Origin of the sequence: Seongchinamella unica (assembly GCF_004354085.1) — a bacterium.
In the GTDB taxonomy this organism is placed as follows: domain Bacteria; phylum Pseudomonadota; class Gammaproteobacteria; order Pseudomonadales; family Halieaceae; genus Halioglobus; species Halioglobus unicus.
Genome location: NZ_SMSE01000001.1, coordinates 1,584,214 through 1,609,757 on the forward strand (window position 1 = coordinate 1,584,214; position 25,544 = coordinate 1,609,757).

A 25,544-nucleotide genomic window follows, 5' to 3' on the forward strand; every position below is an offset into this window, starting at 1 on the left:
ATGACGGTTGATACCAATGCAGTAAGTCACAGCCAGCAGCTCAGGGCGGCCCTTGCAACCTCGGGCCTGCCTCTCACGCTGATGTATTCGGAATTCTGGGGTAATGATCGGGTGGGCGAGCTGGTCGTTCCGTTTCTGGTGCTGATGCACCAGGTGGTTCGCGCCAGCGTCCCGCTGATGGAGGCTGCCAGCGCAAAAGCCGCAGAAACCGCGCCCCGGGATCCCCTGGCAGCCAGATTACAGGCCTACATGGATGCTCACATCGAGGAGGAGCGGCACCACGACACCTGGATCATGGAGGACCTGGAGTCCGCCGGCCTGGACAGGGATTCTCTCCTGGCGCAAACGCCCGACAGCCAGGTGGCCGCCCTGGTGGGGGCCCAGTACTACTGGATATACCATCATCATCCGATCGCCCTGCTGGGCTACATACGACTGCTCGAGGGCAAGCCCCCGTCGGCAGGTCACATCGAACGACTGCGGCAGGTCAGTGGCCTGCCCGAATCGACATTTCGCACCTATCAGCTGCACGGTGAGCTGGACCCGGATCACCTGCAGGAGTTTGACACCTTGCTCGACGCCCTGGACCTCAATCAGGAGCAGTTTGAGCTGGTGCGCCAGAGTGCGGTCTATACGGCACACCAGCTGGCCAATTGCCTGGGTACGCTGATCAAGCGGAATAGCGAGTAACCCTTATGAAGACACCTTATACGCATCTGGACGCGGTAGAGGGCCTGGAAAATTGCGATGTTGGCCTCTTGCACGCGGCGGGTATCGACACCCTGCATGACCTGGCGGAATCCGATCCCGCGGAACTCACCAGGTTAGTGAACCACTTGCAGTGCACGCACGCGGGCGAGGAATCGGAGCTGTCGCAAGGGGAAGTGGAACGCTGGATCGACAGCGCTCGCGCCCGGGACCCGATCTCGGTGGCCCATACCGAGCTGGAGGGGCGCCTGAACGAAGTGGGCAGGCTGATGACCCTGGACCAGTGGCGGGATTTTGTTCTCAGTTTCGACCCGCTCAGCACCGAGCAGATGGAGTTCATTGTTGATCAGACCCGGCTGGTCATCGAACAGATGTATGTCCACCTCAGCCTCAAACGCATCCGTCGCGCGGTGGACCCGGTCCAGGCCCTGAGCCTGCTGCGGCAGCGAATCGAGGACGACCTGGACCACTGGCAGTTTCATAACGAGATGCTGAAAATCCTCAAATCCCTCGGTGACATCCATACGGCCTACAGATTGCCGCCGCCTTATCGGCATGCGGTTGCCTTTTTGCCATTTCTGCTGCAGAAGAGCTACACCCGGGAGGCAGAAGGCGATCAGTGGCAGTCGCGCTACCTGGTCACCCATACCCTGTGGCAAGGCCCGCAACTGGATATCCCCCTGCAAGCGGGCGATGAAATCATCAGTTGGAACGGTGTTCCGATGGCCGAGGCAGTGGCCTTCCACGCTGAAGAGGTCGAGGGCAGTAACCCGGCAGCGGCTCACGCTTTCGGGCTTCAGTTCATGACCCTGCGCTGGTTGGGCGCTGCCTTCCAGCCCACTTCACCCTGGGTGATCATCGAATACCGTAACAGGGAGGGGGTGACCAAGGAACTGCGGCTGTCATGGCGGATCATTTACCTCAATCCCGATATCGATGGCGACTACATGACCCGCGCCCAGTACCTGTGGTTCATGTTCAACCCGAACAACGAGCCCGCCGACGAGCCTGAGGGTTTCAACCCGGCGCTACAGATTGCCAACGCCACGGCCATGAAGCTGTTTGCCGGACACAAGGACGGTGATGCGCGGGAACAGCAGGAGGATGCCCGCAATCGTGACCAAACCAGAAGGACGGCCCGCAAGGGCGGTCGTCGCATCGAGCTCAAGCGGCAGCGCGCCAAATCACCGGCGGCGCCAGCGGCCGATGAGCACAATCCGCTGCAGGTGGAGAGCTTTCTCAAGGGCATTCTCGAGCCGGAAATCCTCGAGGTCGATGGCCAGCGGCTGGGCTATATCGGCATTCGCGCCTTTCCCTTCCGCAATAAAACCGTTGATGCCGGTCGCCGGGACTGGGAAACCGAGTTCGTGCTGGAGTTTCGTCGACTGTTGGCCCATATGCCCAGCGATGGGCTGATTATCGATATCCGTGGCAACCCCGGCGGCTCGATTACCAATGCAGAAATGTTGCTGCAATTGCTGTGCCCCCGGGAAATTGAGCCGCTGCCTTTCCAGTTTCTCGCCTCACCACTGACCCGCCAGATCAACAGGTCCAACCCCTGGGGCAGTTCCATCAGCACAGCGCTCAGGACCGGCGGTCTGTTCAGCCGCGGGCTGCCACTGAGCCAGCCCGGGGATCTCAACCATTGGGGGCAGGAGTATTTCGGCCCGGTGGCTCTGCTGACCAGTGCACTGTCATACAGTGCGGCCGATCACTTTGCCGCCAGCTTCGAGGACCACAAGGTCGGTATTGTCGTCGGCATCGATGAAACGACCGGTGGCGGTGGTGCCAATGTCTGGTTCTACGGCAGACACCTGCTGCCCAAGCTGCCCCCCGAGATGCAGCAGGCAGCGCGGGAAAAGTGGCCTGCGGACATCAACCTGCAGTTTGCGGCGCGTCGGGTCATGAGAATCCGCGAGCGCGCCGGTGAGCCCATTGAGGAGATCGGAGTGAGGACCCGCTCACGACTCCAGTATCGGATGACCCCCGACGACCTGGTGAACGGCGAGCGAGGGCTGCGGGAATTTGTCGCTGCCCGCCTGGCGCCCATGGATCACTACGACCTGCGGGTCACTCCCCATAAGGTGGAGGGGGCAGTGCGCATTGAAGTTATCGGGCAAAATATGAACTGGGTCGAACTGCGCAGTAACGGGCGCGGTATCGGCAGCCAGCCGCTGGTGAACGGCGCAGATGGCTGGAGCAAGCCCGTGTCATTCGATCTCGCGCAATTGAACGGGGATGAGGACATCATCGAAATTCACGGATTTGTGGAACACCATCGAGCAGGCAAGCTGGGATCGGAGCAGGTAGCCCGCTACAAGCATCGCCTGTCAGATTCCTCCCATTAGCGGCCAGCTGGCTCGATAGCGGGCAGGCTAGAACATGGTGGTGTAAATGGCGCCCGTGCAGCAACGCTCGAAACCGTGTTTCAGGGCGATGGGCGCGGAGGTTTGCTGCTTGGCCTGTATCAGCAGTTGCGAGCACCCCAGTTCCACAGCCAGGGCCCTGCGTACTTCCAGCATGTTGCCGTAGATGCCCCGGCCGCGGTACGCCGCCAGTGTGCCGGAACCACAGAGTAGTGCCGTTATCCCGTCTTCAAGCACGAGCAGGCAACTGAAAGCCACCGGTTTCTCGCTTTCGTAGGCAATGTAGGTATAGATTCGGTTGCCCGCGCGGCGAAACTGCCGGGTCAGCTCCATCATGGATTCGCCCATGCCGGAACCCAGCGCCCCATAAGCTTCGTCGATAAGGCCCGGGTACACCGGATCTGCCTCCCCGGCCTCGTCCAGTTCTTTTATCACCAGTCCTGTCAGCGGACTGACCGCGAGCTGGGTGTCAGTGGCCAGGCGCATGCCCCAGACGCCCCCGCCGTGGCTGGCGCCCAAGTGCTGTAATTTTTCGCCCAGATCGGCAGGTGTGGAGAGCTCGCTCACCAGCCAGTAAAACCCCCCGGCGCCGCGCTCGCGGAAGTAGTCTGAGCAGAATTCGTAGGCGCTTTCCAGCGTTTGCCCGTCCAGCCGTATGGCGCTCACTTTCTGGGTTTCAAAGAAAGGACTGTTGGCCAGCGACGACGTGGCGAAGCCCTCCAGATGCTGGACTTGCAGGCTTTCGATGTCTTGGCTGGGGTGAAATAAAAACGAGTTTTCGAACGCTTCAACGAAGCGAGGGTCTGCCATGGTCGTATCCTTTTCATTAAATGAAAACCATAACGCCGGCCCACGGAGCGGGCTTCCTTTTGCTGTAAGGAGTGTAGCCAATGCGGCTATTAATGCAACTGGGGCACACTGATCTCGCGCTGGCGAATTTACAGCCACGCCAATCTTCGCTACGCTGCGTAGTCATTCTACAGGCGGGTCGATTTGTGCAAGGCGCGCCTCCCCCAAAACCCTATCGTGGTGACTGTGAATAAGTATCTGCAAATCGAAAGGCCGGAAGTGACAGCGACTGGCGAAAGCCGCCGGGTCGGTTTTGAGCTGGAGTTTTCCGGATTAACACTGGACGAAATATCCGCGGCTGTAGCCGAGTCCATGCAGGGACAGGTAGAGCCCTTGAGCCGGATGGAGTCTATCGTCAAGGTCGAAGAACTCGGCGACTTCAAGGTAGAGCTCGACTGGCAGCTGGGTAAGGTCATGGCGCGGTATCGGCAGCAACACGCCGGGAGTCCCGATGATGAAGACCCCCTAATGGACTGGATCAGGGATGTTGCCAGTGAGGTGGTGCCGGCAGAAGTGGTCTGCCCGCCCGTTGCCGTGGACAAGCTGGATTGTCTGGACGTGATGACTGAGACGCTTCGCGAGGCGGGCGCTGTCGGTACCCACGGGGCTCCGCATTACGCCTTCGGCGTTCATATCAACCCGGAATTACCCGATCTTGAGCCGACTACGATCGCGGCTTACCTCAAGGCATTTTGTGTTGCCCAGAACTGGCTGGTCAAAACCCATGAGGTGGATCTGACGCGGCGTATTACACCCTATATAGACCTCTTTCCTGCGGCCTACGTGGCCACGGTACTGAACTATGACGAGAGTATCAGTCTGACGCAATTGATGGATGACTATCTGCGGCACAACCCGTCCAGGAACCGGGCGCTGGACCTGCTGCCGTTACTGCGGCATCTCGATGAAGACAGGCTTGTCGCCGTCATCGATGATGACCGGATAAAATCTCGTCCTACCTTTCATTACCGGCTGCCAAACTGCAGCATTGAGGAACAGGGCTGGTCACTGAGCGATAGCTGGAATCTGTGGTGCGTGATTGAGAGCCTGGCGCACTCACCGGATATCCTGCAATCGATGGAGCAGCAGTGGCTTGATCGTCACCACAAGCTTATCAAGCTCGATGAACCTTCATGGCACAAGCAACTGGACAAGATTCGAAAAGACCTGTTATCGGAGTAACCGGTAACAATCGATGGTGGTCACCTTCCTGGTACTGCATCCGCTTCTCGGTTTTTCTTGCGGGTGGAACTGCCAGGCGGATATCCACGTCCTGCCGTGTGCCTATAGATTCACTGGACGGTATCGTGATCAGTGGCGGAGACGATATCCATCCGACCATTTTCGGCGAGGAGCCGCTGCCCGAAACATTCTATGACCACGACCGTGACGAACTTGAGCAGGAGTACATCCGCGATGCCATGGAGCGAAACCTGCCCATGCTCGGCATCTGCAGGGGCCACCAACTGATTAATGCCTTGCTCGGTGGATCACTGCATCTGAATATTCGGACAATGCGCAAGAAGACGCTGAACCGGCGCGGTTTACTACCAACAAAAACCGTGAATATCGTTATACCCAGCCGCTTGCACGACATCGTCGGGCGCGAGCGAATCAGGGTTAACAGCCTGCACTACCAGGCGGTGAGAGAACTCGCCCCCGACCTCGACTGCATAGCCAGTGACCTCGATAATTTCTGCCAGTCGGCCACCATTGCTGACAAGAATATTCTCGGGGTCCAGTGGCATCCCGAATACCTGTTCTATCTGGCTACCCACAGAAAACTGTTCCGCTGGCTGGTTCAGGCTGCCAGCTGAATCGACTCCGGTAGCGGCTTATAACGCCAGTCGCATTTCCACCTCGCCACCCTCGACCTTGCCGGTTTCGGTAAATCCCTGTCGCCGGTAGAATTCCGCGGGACCTTGCGGATGATCGATGTAGCCCAGCAGGAGTTCCTTCGCTCCCGGGCGGGTCTGCACGTACTCGATCAGCAGCGCAATCGCCTGCGCACCGTAGCCGCGCTTCTGGAACTGGGGTGCGATCATGAAACGCCACAGGTAATACGCCTGTTTATCGGTGTCGTCTTCCAGCATGATGAATCCGACCGGCGCCTTGCCGGCGTAGATCGCACGGAACCAGGCCGCGTCGTTGAACATGGCCTCGGCCAATGAATAGGCATTGGGGGCGACAAAGCTGCTTTGCGGGTAGGTCATCAGTTCGCTGAGCAGGCAGATCCCGGTGACCGTTTTGGCGGAGATTTCACTCAGGGTAACGGACTCGTAGGGTCCCAGTTGGGCGGTCAATGCCGTGCCTAATTGCCCGAGCAGCGGGCCATACTCCGATTCCAGCGCGGGCTCGGCGGCGACACCCTGGCGAATAATGTGCAATCCGGTTTCCCACCAGTGGTTGTCGTGCTGGTCGGGCTCGAGTACTTCCCGCAGCAGCACCCGCTGGCCAAATTTCACGCGATAGCTGAACTCCGCCGGGTAGACCGGCAGTAGCGCCGTTGAGGCGGCAATGAACGCCTCCAGTGGCTGAACCAGGCCGGCGGGCAGGTCCGTGTCGCGTGCTTTGCGTATCAGCTCTTCGATTTCCAAGGTTCCGGCGATCCGTTTCGTCGCGACTACTGCGGTGCCAGCGTACGCAGCACGTAATGCAGAATGCCGCCATTGGCGTAGTAAGTGAATTCGTTAGGCGTATCGATCCGTAACACCGCGGAAAATTCAAGCGCTTCGCCGTTGCCGCGGGTGACCCTGACAACAACCTGTTCCTGACCGGGTTCGACCGGGTCGACGCTGAAGCTTTCGCTGCCGTCCAGGCCCAGCGATTCGGCGTTGTCCCCCGGCAGATACTGCAGGGGCAGTATACCCATGCCGATGAGGTTGGAGCGGTGAATGCGCTCGTAGCTCTGGGCAATGACAGCGCGCACTCCCAGCAGGGAGGGGCCCTTGGCGGCCCAGTCGCGGGAAGAGCCGGTGCCGTATTCCTTGCCGGCGAGAACGATCAGGGGCACACCGGCATCCCGGTACAGTTCGGCGGCTGCGAAAATCGACACCACTTCGCCGTTGGTAAAACAGGTGGTCCAGCTGCCTTCCGTGCCGGGGGCGAGCTCATTGCGCAGTCGCACGTTGGCGAAGGTGCCGCGCATCATCACTTCATGGTTGCCGCGGCGTGAGCCGTAGGAGTTGAAATCCTTGACCTCGACACCGTTGCCTAGCAGGTACTCGCCCGCCGGGCTGTCGATGGCAATGGCGCCAGCCGGGGAGATATGGTCGGTGGTAACGCTGTCGCCAACCTTGACCAGGCAGCGCGCCTGTTCGATAGCGGTGGTTGCCTGGGCCCTGGCCGGCATGCCATCGAAGAAGGTCGGTTTGCGCACGTAGGTTGAATCCGGCCAGTCGAACTGCTGGCTGTCTGCCACCGGGAGTTCATTCCACAGCTTGTTGCCGGTGTATACGTCTGCGTAGCGTTCCCTGAACATCGCCGGCTCCACATTGGCCGCCACGACCTTGCGTATTTCCTCGCTGCCGGGCCAGATGTCTGCGAGCTTCACGGTGCGGCCTTCGCTGTCTTCGCCCAATCCGTCCTGGTACAGGTCGATGCCCATATTTCCGGCAAGGGCATAAGCAACCACCAGTGGCGGAGATGCCAGATAGTTGGCGCGGACGTCCTGGTGGATCCGGCCCTCGAAGTTACGGTTACCCGACAGCACGGAGGTCACCAACAGGTCGCCGCTGCGGATCGCGTCGGTAATGTCGTCCGGTAACGGACCGGAGTTGCCGATACAGGTGGTGCAGCCGTAGCCCACCAGGTAGAAGCCCAGCGCCTCCAGGTCCTCCATCAGGCCCATTTTCTGCAGGTACTCGGTGACGACCTTGGAGCCCGGGGCGAAGCTGGTCTTGACCCAGGGCTTGGTGAGCAGGCCGCGTTCCCGTGCCTTGCGGGCCAGTAACCCGGCTGCCACCAGCACCTCCGGATTGGAAGTATTGGTACAGCTGGTAATTGCCGCGATCACCACGGCCCCGTGCTCGAGACGGAAACTCCCCTCATCGCGTTTCACTTCTACTCCCACGGTAGCCTCGACGGCCTGATCGATGGCACCGCCCTCATCAGACCACTCGCTCTCTTCCCGGGGCACGGCGCGCAGGTCCTGGAACTCCTGTAGGGCCGTCTGGAAGCTGGTGCTGGCGGCGGTCAGCGGGATGCGGTCCTGTGGCCGTTTGGGGCCGGCCAGTGAGGGCACCACGTCGCCAAGGTCCAGGCCCAGCTCCGAGCTGTAGCGCGCCGGCGGCGTGGATGCGTCGTGCCACAGTCCCATGGATTTCATGTACTGCTCCACCAGCGCCAGCTGGTCCTCGTCGCGGCCGGTGAGGCGCAGGTAGTTGATCGTTTCCTCATCCACCGGGAATATGCCGCAGGTGGCGCCATACTCTGGCGCCATGTTGGCCAGGGTGGCCCTGTCTGCCAGGCTCAGGCTGGCGAGACCCGGTCCAAAAAATTCGACAAATTTGCCGACCACCCCGTGAGCCCGCAGGGCTTCGGTGACGGTAAGCACCAGGTCGGTAGCAGTGGCCCCTTCCGCCAATGCGCCGTCGAGGCGGAAACCCACCACCTGGGGGATGAGCATGGTCACCGGCTGACCCAGCATGGCCGCCTCTGCCTCGATGCCGCCCACGCCCCAGCCGAGCACGCCCAGACCATTGATCATGGTGGTGTGTGAGTCAGTACCCACTAATGTATCGGGGTAGGCCAGTCGGCGTCCGTCCGCCTCCAGGGTGAATACACCCCGGGCCAGGTATTCCAGGTTCACCTGGTGAACAATGCCGGTACCCGGGGGAACTACCTTGAAATTATCGAATGCCTGTTGGCCCCAGCGCAGGAAGCGGTAGCGTTCGAGGTTGCGCTGGATCTCCACATCGGTGTTCAGCTGCAGGGCCTGCGCACTGCCGAAGTGGTCGACCATCACCGAGTGGTCTATGACCAGCTCCACCGGCGATAGCGGATTGATTTTCTCCGGTTTTCCGCCGAGGTCGAGAATGGCATCACGCATCGCCGCCAGGTCGACGATGGCCGGGACCCCGGTAAAATCCTGCAGCAGCACCCGCGCCGGGACGAAGGCAATTTCCTGGGAGGGCTCGGCGTCCGGGTTCCAGTTGACCAGCGCCTCAACATCGTCATCGGTCACGAAGTCATGCTCACCGTGACGTAGCAGGTTTTCCAGCAATATCTTCAGGGAATAGGGCAGGGTAACGGGGTCGCCTGCGCTGTCCAGGTGGTCAAAGGGGAAGGTGGTGTAGTCGCCCTGCGGGGTTTTCAGGGTCTTTGCTCGGCTGTATCGCGTACTCATGGGCTACATCTCCACTGGTGTCGGCAATGTTAAGACAGTCTATGCTGTTAGGACTTGAACCATTAACTATAGCAGCGGGAGACGTGATGAGTGACAGAATCGAACGCGATAGCATGGGTGAGGTTAAAGTACCCGCCACCGCGCTCTATGGCGCGCAGACGCAACGCGCCCTGAACAACTTCGGCCTTCACCGGCGCACCATGCCCCCGGGGTTTATCAATAACCTGGCCATGATCAAGTCCGCAGCGGCGCTCGCCAATGCTGAATGCGGCGCCTTGCCAGAGGACATCGCGGGCGCGATCCAGCAGGCTGCTGCACAAGTCATGGCCGGCGGGCTGAGTGACCAGTTCCCGGTCTCGCTGTTCCAGACCGGGTCTGGCACCAGCAGCAATATGAACATGAACGAAGTGTTGGCGCGGCTGGCCAGCGACGCCAGTGGCGAAGCGGTCCACCCCAATGATCACGTCAATTGCAGCCAAAGCAGCAACGATGTGATACCCAGCTGCATACTGGTGACCGCCGCCCGGGACCTGCACGACAACCTGCTGCCGGCCCTCGGTGAACTGATCGCCACAGTGCAACAGCGCAGCGAGGAGCTTGTCTCGACGACCAAGACCGGGCGGACCCATCTGATGGACGCCATGCCCTTGACCTTTGGCCAGGAAATCGGCGCCTGGGCCTGCCAGTTAAAGGAGTGTGAGCAGCGCTTCGCCGGCCTGCTGCCGCGCCTCTGCCAGTTGCCGGTGGGCGGATCTGCGGTCGGTACCGGCGTCAATGTGCCGGCGGGATTTGCCCCCCGGCTGGTGCGCCAGCTCAAGCAACTCAGTGGCATTGATTTCGAGGTCGCCGCCAATGCCTATTCGCGGATGGCGGGGCAGGATGTGCCGCTGGAGTGTTCCGCGGCGCTGCGCAGCCTTGCCGTGGTGCTGTCGAAGATCAATAACGACCTGCGCTGGATGGCATCGGGTCCGTTATCGGGGCTTGCTGAAATTGAACTGGAAGCCTTACAGCCGGGGTCTTCCATCATGCCCGGAAAAGTGAACCCGGTATTGCCCGAAGCGGTGTTGATGATCGCCGCCGAAGTCGTTGGCAGTGATACCAGCGTCGCACTGGCGGCACAATCGGGCAGTTTCCAGCTCAACGTGATGTTGCCGCTGATCGCCGAGAAACTGTCCTCCGGCTGTGAGTCCCTGTCATGGGCCTGTCGCGCCTCCGCTGAGACCGTAGCAGGCTTTTCGGTCAACGAGCAGCGCATAGCGGCGTCGCTGGCCGCCAACCCGATTCTGGTGACAGCGCTGAATACCACGATTGGTTACGAGGCGGCGGCCAACATTGCCAAGCGCAGCTATGCAGAGCAGCGGCCGGTGATTGACGTTGCAGTGGAGGAAACGGGTATGGGGCGTGAGGAACTGGCGAGGCTGCTGGACCCCTACCGGCTCACGCTCGGCGCTGTGACTGAATGAGACCCAAGTGCCGGCGTCAAGCCGCAACCGCGGCAGATAGCAGCAGGGCCAGGGCCGCAGTAAGGCTAAGCTGGACGCGCATCCGGGCGTAATAGGCCGGCTGCGGGCGAAACATCGGGTGCCTGTGTTCCACCACCAGCAGCACCAGGAACATCAGGGCGCTGGTGGCCAGGTAAGCCCGGGTCGTCAGCAGGAAGTAACTGAAAAATACCACCAGGAAGATAACGTTGCTGATAAGCAGGGTAGACGCGTGTCGTTTTATCAGCGCCAGTCCCCACCATGCCCCCAGCAGAAAGCTGAGGATGCCGAAGCTGTAGGCGGCAAGTGCAGTTTCGAACAGATCCCGGTGCCTGGCACATAGCACAGCACCTGCCGTCAGCGCGATAAACGGGATCAGCCCCAGTCGTCCCAGGCCGCTGGCGGCAGCCGGGAACTTACCAGGGCACTGGTTTGCCCTGCCAGTCATAGAATTCTCCCGTGCGGCCGGGACGCAGCTGCGCAATCACCTCGAGCAGGGCGGTCGCGCTTTGTTCCGGCGTGAGTACCCGCTTGCGATAGTTTTTGCCGATGAAGGGCGCGGACAAACGGGATTCCACGGTACCTGGATGCAGGGCCACGACAGACACATTGCGGTGGCTGATTTTCCACTCGCAGGACAGGGTACGCAGCAGCATGTTCTGGGCCGCCTTGGCGGCCCGGTAGCTGTACCAGCCGCCAAGCCCGTTGTCTTCAATGCTGCCGACCCGCGCCGAAAGCGATGCCAGTACGGCCGGCTGCTGGTGCCTCATCAGAGACCCGAACGCCTGGCAGAGCAGAGGCAGAAAGGTGGCGTTGATGGCAAATGACCGTTGCAGTTGTTCGGGGTCAATATCCCGCAACCGCTTTTCAGGGGAGTGGCCCTCACTGTGCAGCATGCCAATCGTGTTGATCAGCAGATGGATGCGCCCGACCTGCTGGCCGATGGATTCGGCGGCATTCGTGATCGATGCCGGTTCCCTGGCGTCCACATACACAGGGGTGACCCGGCTGTCCTCCAGCACGGTTTCCGGTCTGCGGGCAAGCAGGAAAGCTCGCCCCAGCCCGGGTTGGTGCAGGAGTTGCGCGAGGATCGCCGAGCCGATGGCGCCGTTACCCGCTACCACCACGTTGAATTCGGGCAGGTGCAGGAAGCCGGCACTCTCGCTGGAGGCGGCGCCTGACTCGGTGGCTTGTGCAGTGATCTCAGTCATTTCAAGACTATACGTGGCCCCTGGCTGGTCGGATGATTGGTTTCCTTGGCCGGATCAGTCAGCTGAGTCCGCTGGTCTCAGCCGCGGGCTCGGGTACAACGTGAAGCCACCTGGCTGTATTGCCTGCCGTTTCTGGTCGAGGAGTGATTTTTAGCGTCTATACTTCAGCAAACCCATGGAAATCTGGACCAGTTTTATGAGTGCCCCCATACCTGACCACTGCGACGGGATGAGCGAATGACTGTCGCCTTTTTATCGCTGGGCATCCTGTTACTGCTGGCTGGTGGAGCCGGGCTGGTCTCGGGCGCGACCCGGTTGGCTGACAGGTGGGGACTTTCCCCCGCCCTGGTGGGGTTGACCGTGGTGGCCTTTGGTACCAGTGCGCCAGAGCTTGTGGTTAATGTGATCGGTGCGCTGCAGGACCAGACCTCGCTTGCCTTTGGCAACGTGGCAGGCTCCAACCTGGCCAATCTTGGCCTGGTGCTTGGGTTTGCTGCACTGATCAGTCCGGTCAATCTGCAGAGCCAGCTGATAAGGCGCGAACTGGCACTGTTGATGCTGGTGACTTCAATGCTCGCAGTGATGGTGATTGACCTCGCGCTGTCGGAGGGCGACGCCCGCATCAGCCGCTCCGATGGCCTGATTCTACTGCTAATGTTCAGCACGGTGATCTACATCTCCGTTGGCGACCTGCTGCGCAGTCTCCAGGACCCGATGGTGCTCAGGGCCGAGGACCTGGAGGTGGCGATGGCGCCGGCAGGTACAGCCGGCGCCGGACGTGACTGGATGCTGATCCTGGGGGGGGTGGTCGGACTATTGGCCGGCGGTCAGCTGACTATCGATTACGGCGCTCAACTGGCGACTATGCTCGGCGTGCCGCCTGTCATTATTGGTCTGTTGGTGGTGGCCCTGGGTACCAGCATGCCTGAACTGGTGACCTCGATTATTGCCGCCATACGTGGGGAGGCTGATCTTTGTGTGGGCAATGTCATCGGCTCCAATCTGTTCAACATCCTGTTTGTCCTGCCGATAAGCGCGTTGGTGCGCCCCCTGCCGATTCCCTCCGGTGGCCTTATGGACGTGCTGTTTTCACTGTTGCTGGCAGTGGCCATCGTTATCGTCTTTCTCACCGGCAGGGCGCGAATGGGGCGCGCAACCGGTACGGCCTTTATCCTGGTTTATCTTGCCTACATGACGTATCGCCTGTTGAGTGCCTGAGGACGATAAGGCAGCTATTGGCGGCTTTGCCTATACTGGAGGTATGAACGTCCACGGATTTTGTCAGTACCTCGCTGTCCTGCTGTGCGCAATGTCTGCTGCCATGGCCAGGGCGGACGTCTGGCTGGTGGATCTGCAAGGGGCCGTCGGCCCGGCCAGCGCCGACCATGTTATTCGCGGTATTCACCAGGCCGGCGAGGCCGGTGCCGAGCTGGTGATCCTGCGCATCGATACCCCCGGGGGGCTGGACACTTCGATGCGCGAGATGATCAAGGTCATTCTCGCCTCCCCGGTCCCGGTGGCAGGTTATGTCGCCCCCGGTGGGGCCAGGGCGGCCAGTGCCGGCACCTATCTGCTGTATGCCGCGCATCTGGCGGTTATGGCGCCAGGCACCAATCTGGGCGCAGCCACGCCGGTACAGATTGCCGGTCCCCCGGGCCTGCCTGCAGGCGGCGACAAAGGGGAAAATCCGGATTCTCCCTCCGCCATGGAAAAGAAAATCGTCAACGATGCCGTGGCCTACATCCAGGGTCTGGCCCAGCTGCGCGGACGCAATGCCGAGTGGGCCGAGCGCGCGGTGCGCGGGGGCGAGAGCCTCTCTGCCGAGGATGCGTTGAAACTGGATGTGGTCGATTTCATGGCCGTATCAGTTGAAGATCTGTTACAGCAGGCGGACGGCCTTACCCTGAGCCTCGACGCTGGTGACATCACCCTGCAGACCGCCGGTCTGCCCGTTTACCACCACCCGGTGGACTGGCGCAGCGAATTTCTCGCCGTCATTACCAACCCCAATGTGGCCTACATCCTGATGCTGGTGGGCATTTATGGCCTGATTATCGAGTTCTATAACCCGGGCATCGGCCTGCCGGGTGTGATGGGTGCGCTGTGCCTGCTGCTGGCCCTGTATGCCCTGCAGGTGCTGCCGGTGAGCTATGCGGGCCTGGGCCTGCTGCTGCTCGGTGTTGCCCTGATGGTGGCGGAGGCCTTTGCGCCCAGTTTCGGCATTCTGGGCATCGGCGGTCTGGTTGCCTTCGTCATCGGCTCGGTGATGCTGATGGACACCGAATTGCCGGGCTATCGCATCGCCATGCCCGTCATTGCAGCGTTCGCCGTGTTCAGCGTGGCGATATTCAGCATTGCCCTGAGCCTGGTCCTCAAGTCCCGGCGCCAGCTCAGCGTTGCCGGTGTAGAGCACCTGATTGGCGAGGTGGGCGTGGTAGAGCGGGTGACCAGTGATGCCACCTGGGTGCGGCTGGATGGGGAGCTGTGGCACGCGGAATCGAACGCGACCCTGGCAGAAAATGACGAGGTGACGGTGGATGCCCTGGATGGCCTGGTACTCAAGGTGAGTAAATCCCGCAAGGAGAAAAGCTGATGTTTGGATTTGAATATTTTGGTGGCGTGATCACGTTGTTGGTCATCGCACTTGTGTTTTCCATGTTCAGGGTGCTGCGGGAATACGAACGCGGTGTGATTTTTATGCTGGGCCGTTTCTACAAGGTGAAGGGCCCAGGCCTTATCATCCTCATCCCGGTGCTGCAGCAAATGGTGCGGGTGGATTTGCGGACTGTGGTCATGGATGTCCCCACCCAGGATGTGATATCCCGGGACAACGTCTCGGTGCAGGTCAATGCGGTGATCTACTTCCGGGTGCTGGACCCCGAAAGGGCCATCATCCAGGTGGAGAACTTTCTCGAGGCTACCAGCCAGCTGTCCCAGACGACCCTGCGTTCGGTTCTCGGCCAGCACGACCTGGACGATATGCTTGCCGAGCGTGACCGCCTGAATACGGATATCCAGAATATACTGGACAAGCAAACTGCGGCCTGGGGGATCAAGGTAGCCAACGTCGAGATCAAGCACGTGGACCTCAACGAGACCATGGTCCGGGCTATCGCCAAACAGGCCGAGGCAGAGCGGGAACGTCGCGCCAAGGTGATTCACGCCGCCGGCGAGTACGAGGCGGCGGAAAAGCTGGCCCAGGCCGCCGAGGTCCTGGCCCACGAGGACAAGGCCATCCAGCTGCGCTACATGCAGACCCTGGTGGAAATAGCGGGGGACAAGAGCAACACGATCGTCTTCCCCATGCCCGTGGATATCCTGGAAAAGCTGAACACCAAGCCCGGGGAATAGAAGCGCAGGGCGTCCCTAGGGTGCGTCCTGGCCCTTCGGCGCGGTGCCAATGGGCCGAACGTTCCTGCGCGCTGCCTCGGACTGCCCTTCAGCCAGCGGAGGGGACGACTGCTCCCACAGGAAGTTGCGCACATCACGGTAGGCCACAGGATCCGTGGATAACTCCACCACCAGTCGCAGACCGTCGCTGAAGTAAGGGTCATCGGTGAGGTTGACTGCCGGCGCATCCGGGTTTGCCCGGCGTGATCCGCTGACGAACCCAAAGCGCCTGACCAGGCCCTCGGCGAGCAGGCTGTGGAGGAAGTATTCGCGAGTGAGATCCACCTCCGGATCAATGATGTGCGTGGTCAGTGTCGGTGATTCCGGCGTCAGCTTGATGCCGATATCACGGCTTATCTGCCCCACCCATACCTGCTGACCATCGTAGAGAAAGGGCGCGAGCCACAAGCGGAGATGATTTCGCTGGACGATATTCCGTCGCGACCGTTGCAGGGCGAAATCCTGTTTGCGTTCGAACGCATACAGGCCACTGACCGGCGCCACGGGATAACTGCCGCCACTGGCGGCGGCACTGACCAGTTTCTGGATACTTTCCGGCGTGATGCGGTGGGTGAACGACCAACCGGCGCGGGAGAGGGAGTTGAGGACGTCGTCGGATTCACCCACTATCACCAGGTTCAGGGGGTCACCCTCACGGGAACCGTCCTGGTTGAAGGCGCAGCAGGGTAAGGATTCCAGTCGCTGGCGAAATTCCGCTTCAGAGAGGCTTGGTAGCGAACGACCGGCATAGGTATGCCCAGGGTCCAGGCGCTCGTAGTCGAAAATGCCGTCGGGAAGCGGTACCGAAAAGCCGAAACGCAGGTCCAGGTACTCGTGCGGCAGGGACTGCGTGTCGCCGCGCCGGCGGGCCATCTCCACCGCAAAGGCATCCGGTGCCAGGCGTATATCGATGTATCGACCTCCCAGTACTTTGGGCAGGTAGACAAAACCCTCGGTGATCATCCCCGGTTCCATCAGTACCCTCACCGACTTGTTGCGCAGGAATTGGCGAATCGCTTCCTGTTGTTCCGCTGAATAATGGCCATCGAGCATCAGGGTCACTTCGTCCGGCGAAAATATGTCCGGGTCCAGCGCGTTGCGCATAAACCAGAGTTTCAGGGCTGATTCGTTGCGTATGCTCAGCCAGACGGCAGACAGCCCCGCGGCACCGAAGTCAAAACCAAAATGCTCCTGAGCAGCATCGTCGGTGAGAATGGCGACGGATACCGTGACATCTTTCAGGGTCTTGCTCTGCAGCCCCTGCAGTTGCAGGGGACGGTCGTAGGAAAGGGACAGCTGGCTGGCACAGCCTGTCGTCATTAACAGCACGATGACTGCGGCCACGATTTTCTGGTACATGATCATATAGCCGGAGACGGCGTTGGGCGGCTGGCAATCAATGTTTACCGGCATTCTTCGGTTTCCAGATCCCCCCTTCATCAGTGATGAACCGGTGGTGTTGGAGAAGGAAAAGCGAGCAGACAACACATGCGCCTCAGCGATTCGCGATCAGGTCGGCAATAACGAAGTCCAGCATACTCTGCCAGAGGCCGAGGCGATCGTATTCGTTGGTGACCAGGAAATTGCCCAGGGGCACTTCAGACATGTCCAGTGGCACGCTGACCGCCCAGTGATCTGCGTTGGCGTAACCCAGCAGTGTGCTTCCCGGCAGCAACTGGTCCCAGTGCAGCAGCGCGCCATCGTTCAGCGGGTGAACCGCTCCCAGCAGTTTGTAGGGCGAGCGCAGTGCTCGCGATACCCTGGCCGGTTCCGGTGCCGTTACCATCGAGTAGGCCGGTACCGGTAGCGGCAGGTTGTCCTTGAGCCAGGCATGGCGGACCCGGGGGCTCAAGCTTTCCAGGGCCAGGCCATCGCCCTCGCTACAGTCGCCAAAGGGGCTGAAGTGAAGCAGTTGTTCCGTGCCCCCGGAGTCATTGTCGGCGACCGGTGAACCCCCGATGGCGCCGGCAACACTGATAAAGCCCGCGGTGTGGGCAGCGAGCTGCGGGTACTGTTCCAGGGCGACGATGATGTCGTTGGCGCCCTTGGAGTAGCCCACCAGTATCAGTGGTCGTGGATCGTCGAGTTCGTCCTCAAGGGCGGCGAAGAGTAAGGCAGCGTTGCGATCACTGCCCGAGAGACCCTCGATCTCGAGCAGCCGGGTATCGAAACCCAGGTCGCGCAGCTGGTTAAGAGGAAGCTCCGGTTCGTCGATGAGTTCACGCACACAGTCCCAGCCCACGCCCAGAGCCACCGCGATACGAAAGTCACCCCGTCGCGCGGTATCGACCGCCGGGACGTTCAGTGCGGGGCCCTCGTCGCGGAATTTACGCAGTTGTTCGCTGCAGTTTGCACTGTCATCCGCTTCGCTGACACAATAAACAGCGCGAAAGTCGGCCCTGCGGTCGATTACGCCGACGAAATTGGCCGGCGCCAGGGACAGCGGCACATAGTCAGTGGTGTCGACAAATTCAGGCATGGGTGAACAGGCTGACAGCAGGCCCGCGACAATGGCGCAGGCTAGACCTGCGTTGAGCTGGAAGCGTCTCATAGTCTGCCCACGTTTTGGTCCCTCAGTCACCGATCGATTCGCGCATGGCGCTGGCCTGTTGCAGTAAAGCCAGCTGCTACGACAGTACGGCGATGCTGCAATGATAGCCAGAGTTCTGTTCGACGGTACAGCCGCTTTTCTCAGGTTTGATCGATCTTTTTCAAGCGAAGCATCGTATAATTCGAGGTTATAGCGATTCTCCGGAGCGACAGGTTGCGCCACCTCAATTATAGCCATCTCCAGTACTTCTGGACCGTAGCCAATGAAGGCAGCATCGCCCGCGCCTCTGAGGTGCTTCATATCACACCCCAGACCATTTCGGGCCAATTGAAACTACTGGACGAGGCGGTGGGGGAGCCTTTGTTCCAGCGGGTGGGCCGTGGCCTGGAACTCACCGACACGGGCTCACTGGTCAAGCAGTATGCCGACGACATTTTTACCCTGGGGGGCGAACTCGCCCAGGTCGTGCGTGGCCGCCAGGCGGCCAGCCAGGTGCTGAACGTGGGGATTGTCCACTCTATCGCCAAGCTCATATCCTATCGAGTGCTGCACCCGGTGGTAGCAGCTGATTCGGGAATGCGCCTGTCCTGTGTGGAAGGGGATCTGGATGAATTGCTCGCCGATCTGTCGGTACACCGTCTGGACCTCGTGTTGTCTGACCGTCGAATGCCGGTCAACACCAGCGTCAAGGCCTACAATCACTCTCTGGGCGACAGCCCTATCGCCCTGTTCTGCAAGCCGACGGCGATACGCCGCTACAAGACCGACTTCCCGCAGACACTGCACGGGGCACCCATGCTGATGCCCGGCCGTGGCTCCGCGATGCGTCGGGAGCTTGATGACTGGTTTGAACGGATGAAGATAGAGCCACGGATAGTTGCCGAGTTTGACGACAGCGCGCTGCTGAAAATGTTTGGTGCCGGGGATGCCGGTGTGTTTCCCGCGCCCCACGCCATTGCGCCCGAAATAGAGCGCATGTACAGCGCGAGGGTGATTGGCATGGCAGATGGGGTCCGTGAAACCTACCTGGCGATCTCGCCGGAGCGTCGTCTTAAGAACCCGGCGGTGCTCGCGGTCATTGAGCGTGCCAGGGAGCAGCTGTTCCCTGCGGCCTGAGTTCGGGAAAGACGATGTTTTGGGGCGGATTATACGTATTGTCCGATACATTGCATTCGGCCATCATTGCCGGCATGTGGGTTAATAACGAGGTTGCTCAATGAACGCTCCAGTTTCAGGCATAGGCATTGGTGAGTCATCCGCAGTTGGCGAGCATCTGGAAATACCGCTGGTAAACGGGGGCTATTGTGCCAGGGAATCCGCAGACTGCGTGTTGCAGATGATCGCCGATTTGCGCAGCTACCACCGGCGCCGGATGTTCAGTCATCAGGAGCGGTTCGGTGTGCCTGATCCGTTCTCGGAGCGGGCGCTGAACGACCTTGCCAAGGCGCATGAAAGCGCGACCCGGCTGATTGAGGAAGCGAGTGGCAGCAGGGTTGAGCTTTCCCTGGAACCTACGCTGAAAGTCTCCGTCGCCGCTACACCCGAAAACTGAGCCACAAGTCCCTCCGCACAGTGGCTCTTCGCAGGATGGATGGGCTACTGCCGATGGCGCTTGACGATCGCCAGCAGTCGGGCGATGACGTCGTTAGGGTCATCGTTATTCGCCGATAGTACGTCGAAATGGGCATAGCCCACCAGAGATAGAAAGCTCAAAACCGCCGCTGGACCCACGATAGGTTGGAAGCGCCGGGCTGTATCGCCCCGGCGCGGGGCGCGGAGTGATCCCGTCGCAAGTGGGGGCGGAACAAGAGGCGATGGCGGCGGCACGCATCAGCTGTACCGGTTGTTGACGTCAGCGGTCACGATAAGGGACATTGGCTTTCCAGGGGAACTGTGGGAGTAGTGTGGTGGACAGCTGTGCGGGTTTATACTCTGACCCCAAATCCACAACCCGGAATCCAGAGGTGTATGTGTTGCAGAAATCCTCCAACAGCCGGATCGGCAAGGTCTGGCTTGCGCCGGTGTTCGTCGGGTTCTGGTTGGCCAGTCTGGTTCACGCCGCCTTCACCACCACTGTGCCCGTCTCGGAGCGCCTGGCGGGTGATGTCGCGGTATCCAATTTTCCGGTGGCTCTGGCGCTGGAGGAGTTCAGGCTCCTGCTGACGGAGCCACAGGTGTTGTTTCTGGGGCCGGAGCGAATCGGTCTTCGGGTCGCGTTCCAGGCCTACGATCACCGCCCGGCGCAGGGAGTCGCCATCAGTGAGACCGGTCAGGCCATGCTGTCGGGCAGGGTTGCTTACGATGCCGGCGCCGGCGAGGTGCTACTGCACGATCCGCGTCTGGAGCAACTGAACTTTGATCGCGACAATGCGGTAACGCGGCAATTTACCGACCTGTTGCGGGCGGCATGGTCCGACCGTGTTAGCAACCCGATGCGCTCGACATTGCCCCCGCACCCCTACCTGCAGCCGTTCAAGGCCAATATTACCGATATCCTCTACGACGGCAGCCACATCAGCCTGGTTCTCGCTTACTGAGGCAGAACCCCGAAAACGCTGCAACTGTGAGCCGTCGCTGCGTCTTTTACAGGCTTTGAGCGGTGTTCGGCACCGCAGCTCACTGGTAATACGCTGGACTTGAACTAACGTAACAAGGGAGAGCCATGCACGGGAGTTGACGAACAATGACTGTAATTCTGTTTTTGCTAGTGGCAGCGGTGCTGCTTTATCGTGGCCGGGGCGGCCAGCAGGCCCTCTGGTACCTGGGGGTGGCAGCCTTCCTGGGATGGGTGTGGGGCGGTTTTGGCTTGTTCAGCCTGTTGCTGGGGGGCCTTCTGCTGTTCTCGGCCTGGGTGCTGCTGACACCGGGACCGATGCGTCTTGAGCGGGTCAGTCGTCCCCTGTTGTCGCGGGTCCGCGGCATGCTGCCGACGCTGTCGGCGACAGAGGCGGAGGCGCTGAAATCTGGCTCGGTAGACTGGGATGGAGAGCTTTTTTCCGGCAGCCCGCGCTGGGAGCGGCTGATCGAGGCGCGGCCGGCGCAGCTGAGCGAGGAGGAGCAGGCCTTTGTTGACGGTCCGGTTGAAACCCTCTGCAGCATGCTGGACGACTGGGCGCTGACCCACGAAGACTACGATCTGCCGCAGGCGGTGTGGGACTATATGCAGGAGCAGGGCTTCTTCGGCCTGGTCATCCCCGCAGAGTTTGGCGGCAAGGGGTTTTCCCACACGGCACACTCGGAAATCGTCATGAAAATTTCCACCCGCAGCGTGTCCGGTGCGGTGACCGTGATGGTGCCCAACTCGCTGGGTCCCGGCGAGCTGTTGCAGCACTATGGCACCGACGAGCAGAAATCCCATTACCTGCCGCGGCTGGCCCGGGGGGAGGAGGTTCCCTGCTTCGCCCTGACCTCGCCGGTGGCGGGCTCTGACGCCGGCGCCATACCGGACAAGGGCATTGTGTGTCGCGGCCAGTGGCAGGGCGAGGAAGTCCTGGGCCTCAAGGTCACCTGGAACAAGCGCTATATCACCCTCGCGCCGGTGGCCACCCTGATCGGGCTGGCGGTAAAAGTGTACGATCCCGAGGGACTGCTCGGTGGCGACGAAGTGGTGGGGGTGTCCTGTGTCATGGTGCCGCGGGAGCTCGACGGCGTGCATGCGGGAGCCCGCCACCTGCCGATGAACACCGTATTCATGAACGGGCCTACCTGGGGTACTGATGTCTTCATTCCAATGAGCCAGGTGATTGGCGGCCAGGACATGCTCGGCAAGGGCTGGACCATGCTGCTGGAGTGCCTGTCCATCGGCCGTTCCGTTTCCCTGCCCGCCCTGGGTACCGGTGCCGGCAAGCTCGCCTGCCTGGCCACCGGTGCCTATGCCTACACCCGGGAGCAGTTTGGTCGCTCCATCAGCCAGTTTGAGGGTGTGCAGGCTGCGCTGGAGCCGCTGGCCGGCTACACCTACCAGATGAACGCGGCGCGCCTGCTGACTTCCGGCATGCTGGACCGGGGGGTGCGTCCGGCGGTGCCGTCGGCTTTGCTCAAGTACCAGAATACTGAATTGATGCGCAGCGCAATTAACCACGCCATGGACGTGGTGGCGGGTCGTGGCGTGATCACCGGGCCGCGCAACTTCCTGGCCCGCGCCTACCAGGCGGTCCCCATCGCGATTACGGTGGAAGGCGCCAATATCCTCACCCGCAGTCTGATGGTGTTTGGCCAGGGTGCCATTCGCTGTCATCCGTTTATCACCGATGAGATCAGCGCCGCCCAGAATCCGGATCAGGCGCAGGGCCTGCAGGATTTCGATAGCGTGTTTTACCGTCATATTGCCCACAGCGCGCGCAATGGCTTGCGCTCCTGTGCACTGGCCTGGGCGGGCGGTGCACTGGAGTCGGTGCCGGAAACCGGCGAGTTGCAGCGCTATTATCGCCTGCTCACCCGCTTCTCAGCCGCCTTCGCCCTGCTGACTGACGTCACCCTGCTGTCGATCGGCGGTGGCCTCAAGGCGCGGCAGCGCCTGTCGGGGCGCATGGCCGACTGCCTGGTGCACCTGTATTACGGTAGCGCGGTCATCAAGTACTGGCTGGACCAGGATCGCCCGGAAGACCAGCGAGACCTGCTGGAATGGAGCCTGGAAACCAGCCTCTACGGTGCCCAGCAGGCCCTTTGGGCCGCAGTGAGCAACTTCCCGGTACGCGGGCTGCGCTGGCCCCTGCGCCTGCTGGTGTTCCCGCCCGGCCATACGCGCTTGCTGGGACCTTCGGATGCACTGGGTACGCGAGTCGCTGCCACGATCGTCGAGGACACCCCCCTGCGGGACCACTTCGCCGAAGGCTGCTATCAGAATCAGGACCCGGCGGACCCCCTGGGCAGGGTCCTCAACGCCTATCGCCTGGCACTGGACACCAAAGACGTGCGCCGCCGGCTCAATGAGGCGATCCGTGCGCGGGACGAGGACCAGCTGGACGCCACCGCTTTACTCATGGGGCACCAGCGGGAGGAACTGGTGGATTGGGCGCAGGCGCAGGGACTGGTGTCTGCGGAGGAACGGGGTCCCCTGCTGGAAGCTCTCACCGCACTTTACGATGTGATACGCGTGGATGCCTTTGACCCGGAAGGCATCCAGGAACTGGCCCAGTGCGCCCGGGGCAAGCGGCGGGTGGTTGAGCGACCGCCGGCTGACTCGTAGCTTAGTTGGGGTCATATTTGGCATATTTGGGGTCAGAGTAAAAATAGCCTGTAGGCGGTCGGGAGAGTGGAGCGAGGCCGCACAGGAAGACGCTTGTCGCAAGGAGGGATCGCGGTCAGGCCGCGTCGAGATTGCCTTTCTTTAGCAGGGTGTCGGCGTGTCGCGACTCGAGCATGCCAGTCAATTGGGAGTACTGATCAGGCTCGCAGTCCACAATGATCATCAGTTCACCGCGATCAATCCTGTGGCGATAATCCTCCACGTCCTGGTTGGGAACGCTAACACCGACCAGCGTGCTGAACCAGGTGCCCAGCGCGGTTCCCAGCGCTGTCCCGGCGAGGATGGCGCCACCGCCCAGGGTCAAGCCAACGGGCGGTACGGTGACGGCGACGATTCCACCGAGGAGCCCCATGGCGCCGCCGGTTGCGGCTCCGCGTTTGGCAGCGTCGATAACGTCACTGCGGTGCGTGATGTCGGGTTCCGGCAACGGTTCAAGAACAACGCCATCGTTGGCGATAACGTGGAGGTCTTCCTCGGCAACCCCGAAACTTTTTAAATCCTCAATAATGTGCTTGGCGGATTCAAAATCACGAGCGAAAAAAAAGTAACGCTCTTTCATGGTAACTCCTGTTTGTACGTTAGAGATCTGGCGGTCGTTACAATACTGGCTTACACCGCCACGAGCCGGATCATGGTCGGTTCCGTATAGACGAGGGCGCCATCGCTACTGCGCCTGGCGACCAGGTGGAAGTGAGCGGCATCTTCCGCCGGATCGGTAAAGAGACGCATCTGCTGATTGTCCAGTGGTCCGAGCTCGGAGGGAGCGGCGACATCGACGGCTTCTGCGTCGACCAACAGTTCCGGCATCTCGGTGCTCAACAGCCTCTGTTCCAGTTTCACGAGGTCGCGATAGGCTGATTCGTCCAGGGTAAGTCGGGTCGGGCCGACCGGTTCCGATGTGTTCTGGTTTTTTTCCTTCAGGAATGTTTCGACGGTGATGTCCATGTTATGACCTCTTTGTCTCTAGAGTTAATGCAGTGAAGCGGCGCCAGCTGGCGCCGCTTGCAAGCGTATCGGCTCAGGAAATGGCCGCCTTGGCAGCGTCTCTCTCGCGTCTGATGTCTGCGGTGGGAAGCTCGCCGCCTGAAGATTCCAGATGGGCGCGCACGAACCACTGGAACTGCTCCAGTTGGGCAAGATGTCCGATGAGGATGTCCTCAGACACAGGGTCGAGCTTGGATAACCGGCCGATGGCCGCGCGATGATCGCTGTTAATGCCCGCGTAGACAACGTCGAGGGCTCCGAGGTGTTCGCTGACGGTGGCTTTGCCCAGCGAGTAATCCTGCCAGTCCCTGCGCTCTGCCACGGATCCGGGTGTGCCGACGGGCACTCCCCCGAGGCTGGCGATACGCTCGGCGACGGTGTCTGTCATTTCACGCACCGCGTCTACCTGCGGGTCCAGCATTTCGTGAACGCTGATGAAGTTTGGCCCAACAACATTCCAGTGAACGTGTTTGAGGGTCAGCTGTAGATCAATGGTGGCGACCATACGCTCTTCCAGAATGCCGATGATCTCGTCTGCCTGCGACGTTTTGATGCCCGGTACTGTGAAGTTGGTGACGTGGTTGCCTTTGGGGGCGTTCATGGGTTCCTCCGTATTGTTTGATTGACGTCACGATGGGCTGGCAAGCGCCACCGTGTATAAAAACGTACGAAGTTACCCCGCGTTCAGATCAGTTGGGGGTATATTCGGTAAATTTGGGGTTAAATTTGGGGTCAGGTTAAAAACTCACCGATAGTTCTTTTAAATTTGGGGTCGGGGTAAAAACCCCTCTAGAGTTCTTTGTAGTGGTCTAATAAACCCGGACACCAACATGGGTGGTAAAATCGCCACCAGAGAGGTGTTCAATGGCAAGATTGAGACGATCATTTTCAACAGAATTCAAGCGTGAGGCGGCCGCCCTGGTGGTTGATCAGGGGTATTCGGTAGCCGAGGCCTGTCGGTCACTGGATGTCGGCGAGACGGCGCTCAGGCGCTGGGTTGATCAGTTCAGGGCTGAACGTGGCGGCATCACGCCCAAGACCAAGGCGCTGACGCCGGAGCAACAGCGCATCCAGGAGTTGGAACGGCAGGTGAACCGACTGGAACGGGAGAAGTCGATACTAAAAAAGGCTACCGCTCTCTTGATGTCCGACGAGATGAATCACTCGCGCTGATCGACAAGTTAAGAGAGCACGAATCGGTCGATTTCATTTGCAGTACCTTTCAGATTCCGCGCTCAAGCTACTATGACTATAAGCAGCGGCAGGCGGTCATTGATGTTGAGCGTCTGCAGTTGCGCAGCCAGGTCAATCAACTGTTCAACGACAGCCGTGGTGCCGCCGGAAGTCGCAGTATCGTGACAATGTTGAGAGACCGGGGTACTCACATTGGTCGATTCAAGGTTCGTGCG

22 protein-coding genes and 1 pseudogene are annotated in these 25,544 nt (G+C 60.6%); 13 read left to right on the top strand and 10 right to left on the bottom strand.

Annotation, left to right across the window (positions count from 1 at the left end; all coding sequences use genetic code 11):
- The gene (locus E2F43_RS06995) at positions 1-690 is read left to right on the top strand and encodes an iron-containing redox enzyme family protein (protein WP_165954215.1); all 690 of its coding nucleotides are present in this window, start codon (positions 1-3) and stop codon (positions 688-690) included.
- Between the two features lie 5 nt (positions 691-695).
- The gene (locus E2F43_RS07000) at positions 696-3,056 is read left to right on the top strand and encodes a DUF4332 domain-containing protein (protein ID WP_133210940.1); all 2,361 of its coding nucleotides are present in this window, start codon (positions 696-698) and stop codon (positions 3,054-3,056) included.
- Between the two features lie 27 nt (positions 3,057-3,083).
- Here E2F43_RS07000 and E2F43_RS07005 read toward each other — a convergent pair whose 3' ends face one another.
- Entirely contained in the window at positions 3,084-3,884 is an 801-nt protein-coding gene (locus tag E2F43_RS07005; RefSeq protein ID WP_133210942.1) for a GNAT family N-acetyltransferase, read from the bottom strand.
- Positions 3,885-4,109: 225 nt separating this feature from the next.
- Between E2F43_RS07005 and E2F43_RS07010 the strand changes: the two genes are divergently transcribed.
- Both E2F43_RS07010 and E2F43_RS07015 read left to right on the top strand, forming a co-directional pair.
- Positions 4,110-5,105 carry an amidoligase family protein gene (locus E2F43_RS07010; RefSeq protein ID WP_165954216.1) on the top strand — a complete coding sequence of 332 codons (996 nt, stop codon included), beginning with the start codon at positions 4,110-4,112 and terminating at the stop codon, positions 5,103-5,105.
- Positions 5,057-5,740: a gamma-glutamyl-gamma-aminobutyrate hydrolase family protein gene (locus tag E2F43_RS07015; RefSeq protein ID WP_133210946.1), complete on the top strand. Its 684-nt coding sequence runs from the start codon at positions 5,057-5,059 to the stop codon at positions 5,738-5,740. Before E2F43_RS07010 ends, E2F43_RS07015 begins: the two co-directional genes overlap by 49 nt.
- 18 nt (positions 5,741-5,758) lie before the next feature.
- On the opposite strand, the gene E2F43_RS19200 is transcribed toward E2F43_RS07015, so the two are convergent.
- Positions 5,759-6,520, bottom strand: coding sequence for a GNAT family N-acetyltransferase (locus E2F43_RS19200; RefSeq protein WP_238946771.1), 762 nt, complete (start codon positions 6,518-6,520; stop codon positions 5,759-5,761).
- A gap of 26 nt (positions 6,521-6,546) precedes the next feature.
- Positions 6,547-9,270, bottom strand: coding sequence for an aconitate hydratase AcnA (gene acnA / locus E2F43_RS07025; RefSeq protein ID WP_133210948.1), 2,724 nt, complete (start codon positions 9,268-9,270; stop codon positions 6,547-6,549).
- A gap of 86 nt (positions 9,271-9,356) precedes the next feature.
- Here acnA and E2F43_RS07030 point away from each other — a divergent pair, with 86 nt between their 5' ends.
- Entirely contained in the window at positions 9,357-10,733 is a 1,377-nt protein-coding gene (locus tag E2F43_RS07030; protein WP_133210950.1) for a class II fumarate hydratase, read from the top strand.
- Positions 10,734-10,749: 16 nt separating this feature from the next.
- On the opposite strand, the gene E2F43_RS07035 is transcribed toward E2F43_RS07030, so the two are convergent.
- Together E2F43_RS07035 and E2F43_RS07040 are read right to left on the bottom strand one after the other, a co-directional pair.
- The gene (locus E2F43_RS07035; protein WP_133210952.1) at positions 10,750-11,199 is read right to left on the bottom strand and encodes a DUF3429 domain-containing protein; all 450 of its coding nucleotides are present in this window, start codon (positions 11,197-11,199) and stop codon (positions 10,750-10,752) included.
- Complete coding sequence (locus E2F43_RS07040) at positions 11,168-11,962, bottom strand: SDR family NAD(P)-dependent oxidoreductase (RefSeq protein WP_133210954.1); 795 nt, start codon at positions 11,960-11,962, stop codon at positions 11,168-11,170. The genes E2F43_RS07035 and E2F43_RS07040 overlap by 32 nt, the downstream gene beginning before the upstream one ends.
- A gap of 237 nt (positions 11,963-12,199) precedes the next feature.
- Here E2F43_RS07040 and E2F43_RS07045 point away from each other — a divergent pair, with 237 nt between their 5' ends.
- The 3 genes from E2F43_RS07045 to E2F43_RS07055 all read left to right on the top strand — a co-directional run bounded on the left by E2F43_RS07045 (position 12,200) and on the right by E2F43_RS07055 (position 15,313).
- On the top strand, positions 12,200-13,180 hold the full coding sequence (locus E2F43_RS07045) for a calcium/sodium antiporter (RefSeq protein WP_133210956.1): 981 nt from the start codon (positions 12,200-12,202) through the stop codon (positions 13,178-13,180).
- A gap of 91 nt (positions 13,181-13,271) precedes the next feature.
- Complete coding sequence (locus E2F43_RS07050; RefSeq protein ID WP_238946772.1) at positions 13,272-14,555, top strand: NfeD family protein; 1,284 nt, start codon at positions 13,272-13,274, stop codon at positions 14,553-14,555.
- Entirely contained in the window at positions 14,555-15,313 is a 759-nt protein-coding gene (locus E2F43_RS07055) for a slipin family protein (RefSeq protein WP_133210960.1), read from the top strand. Before E2F43_RS07050 ends, E2F43_RS07055 begins: the two co-directional genes overlap by 1 nt.
- 15 nt (positions 15,314-15,328) lie before the next feature.
- Here the strand turns inward: E2F43_RS07055 and E2F43_RS07060 are convergent, their stop codons facing one another.
- Positions 15,329-16,765: an LssY C-terminal domain-containing protein gene (locus E2F43_RS07060; RefSeq protein WP_238946773.1), complete on the bottom strand. Its 1,437-nt coding sequence runs from the start codon at positions 16,763-16,765 to the stop codon at positions 15,329-15,331.
- Between the two features lie 82 nt (positions 16,766-16,847).
- Positions 16,848-17,903 (bottom strand): hypothetical protein, encoded by a 1,056-nt coding sequence (locus tag E2F43_RS07065; protein ID WP_133210962.1) that lies wholly within the window; start codon positions 17,901-17,903, stop codon positions 16,848-16,850.
- A gap of 213 nt (positions 17,904-18,116) precedes the next feature.
- On the opposite strand from E2F43_RS07065, the gene nhaR reads away from it, so the two are divergent.
- The 4 genes from nhaR to E2F43_RS07085 all read left to right on the top strand — a co-directional run bounded on the left by nhaR (position 18,117) and on the right by E2F43_RS07085 (position 23,091).
- Entirely contained in the window at positions 18,117-19,019 is a 903-nt protein-coding gene (gene nhaR, locus E2F43_RS07070) for a transcriptional activator NhaR (protein WP_133210964.1), read from the top strand.
- A gap of 100 nt (positions 19,020-19,119) precedes the next feature.
- A complete protein-coding gene (locus tag E2F43_RS07075) occupies positions 19,120-19,455 on the top strand; it encodes a hypothetical protein (protein ID WP_133210966.1) in 336 nt (111 codons plus the stop codon).
- A gap of 418 nt (positions 19,456-19,873) precedes the next feature.
- A complete protein-coding gene (locus E2F43_RS07080; RefSeq protein WP_133210968.1) occupies positions 19,874-20,440 on the top strand; it encodes a hypothetical protein in 567 nt (188 codons plus the stop codon).
- A gap of 146 nt (positions 20,441-20,586) precedes the next feature.
- Positions 20,587-23,091, top strand: a complete 2,505-nt coding sequence (locus E2F43_RS07085) for an acyl-CoA dehydrogenase (RefSeq protein ID WP_133210970.1) — start codon at positions 20,587-20,589, stop codon at positions 23,089-23,091.
- 115 nt (positions 23,092-23,206) lie between these two features.
- On the opposite strand, the gene E2F43_RS07090 is transcribed toward E2F43_RS07085, so the two are convergent.
- The 3 genes from E2F43_RS07090 to dps all read right to left on the bottom strand — a co-directional run bounded on the left by E2F43_RS07090 (position 23,207) and on the right by dps (position 24,736).
- The gene (locus tag E2F43_RS07090) at positions 23,207-23,710 is read right to left on the bottom strand and encodes a DUF1269 domain-containing protein (protein WP_133210972.1); all 504 of its coding nucleotides are present in this window, start codon (positions 23,708-23,710) and stop codon (positions 23,207-23,209) included.
- A gap of 50 nt (positions 23,711-23,760) precedes the next feature.
- Entirely contained in the window at positions 23,761-24,096 is a 336-nt protein-coding gene (locus tag E2F43_RS07095; RefSeq protein WP_133210974.1) for a hypothetical protein, read from the bottom strand.
- A 73-nt stretch (positions 24,097-24,169) separates the two neighbouring features.
- Positions 24,170-24,736 (bottom strand): DNA starvation/stationary phase protection protein Dps, encoded by a 567-nt coding sequence (dps, locus tag E2F43_RS07100; RefSeq protein ID WP_133210976.1) that lies wholly within the window; start codon positions 24,734-24,736, stop codon positions 24,170-24,172.
- 263 nt (positions 24,737-24,999) lie between these two features.
- Between dps and E2F43_RS19205 the strand changes: the two are divergent.
- A pseudogene (locus tag E2F43_RS19205) lies at positions 25,000-25,544 on the top strand (transposase); the annotation flags it as partial.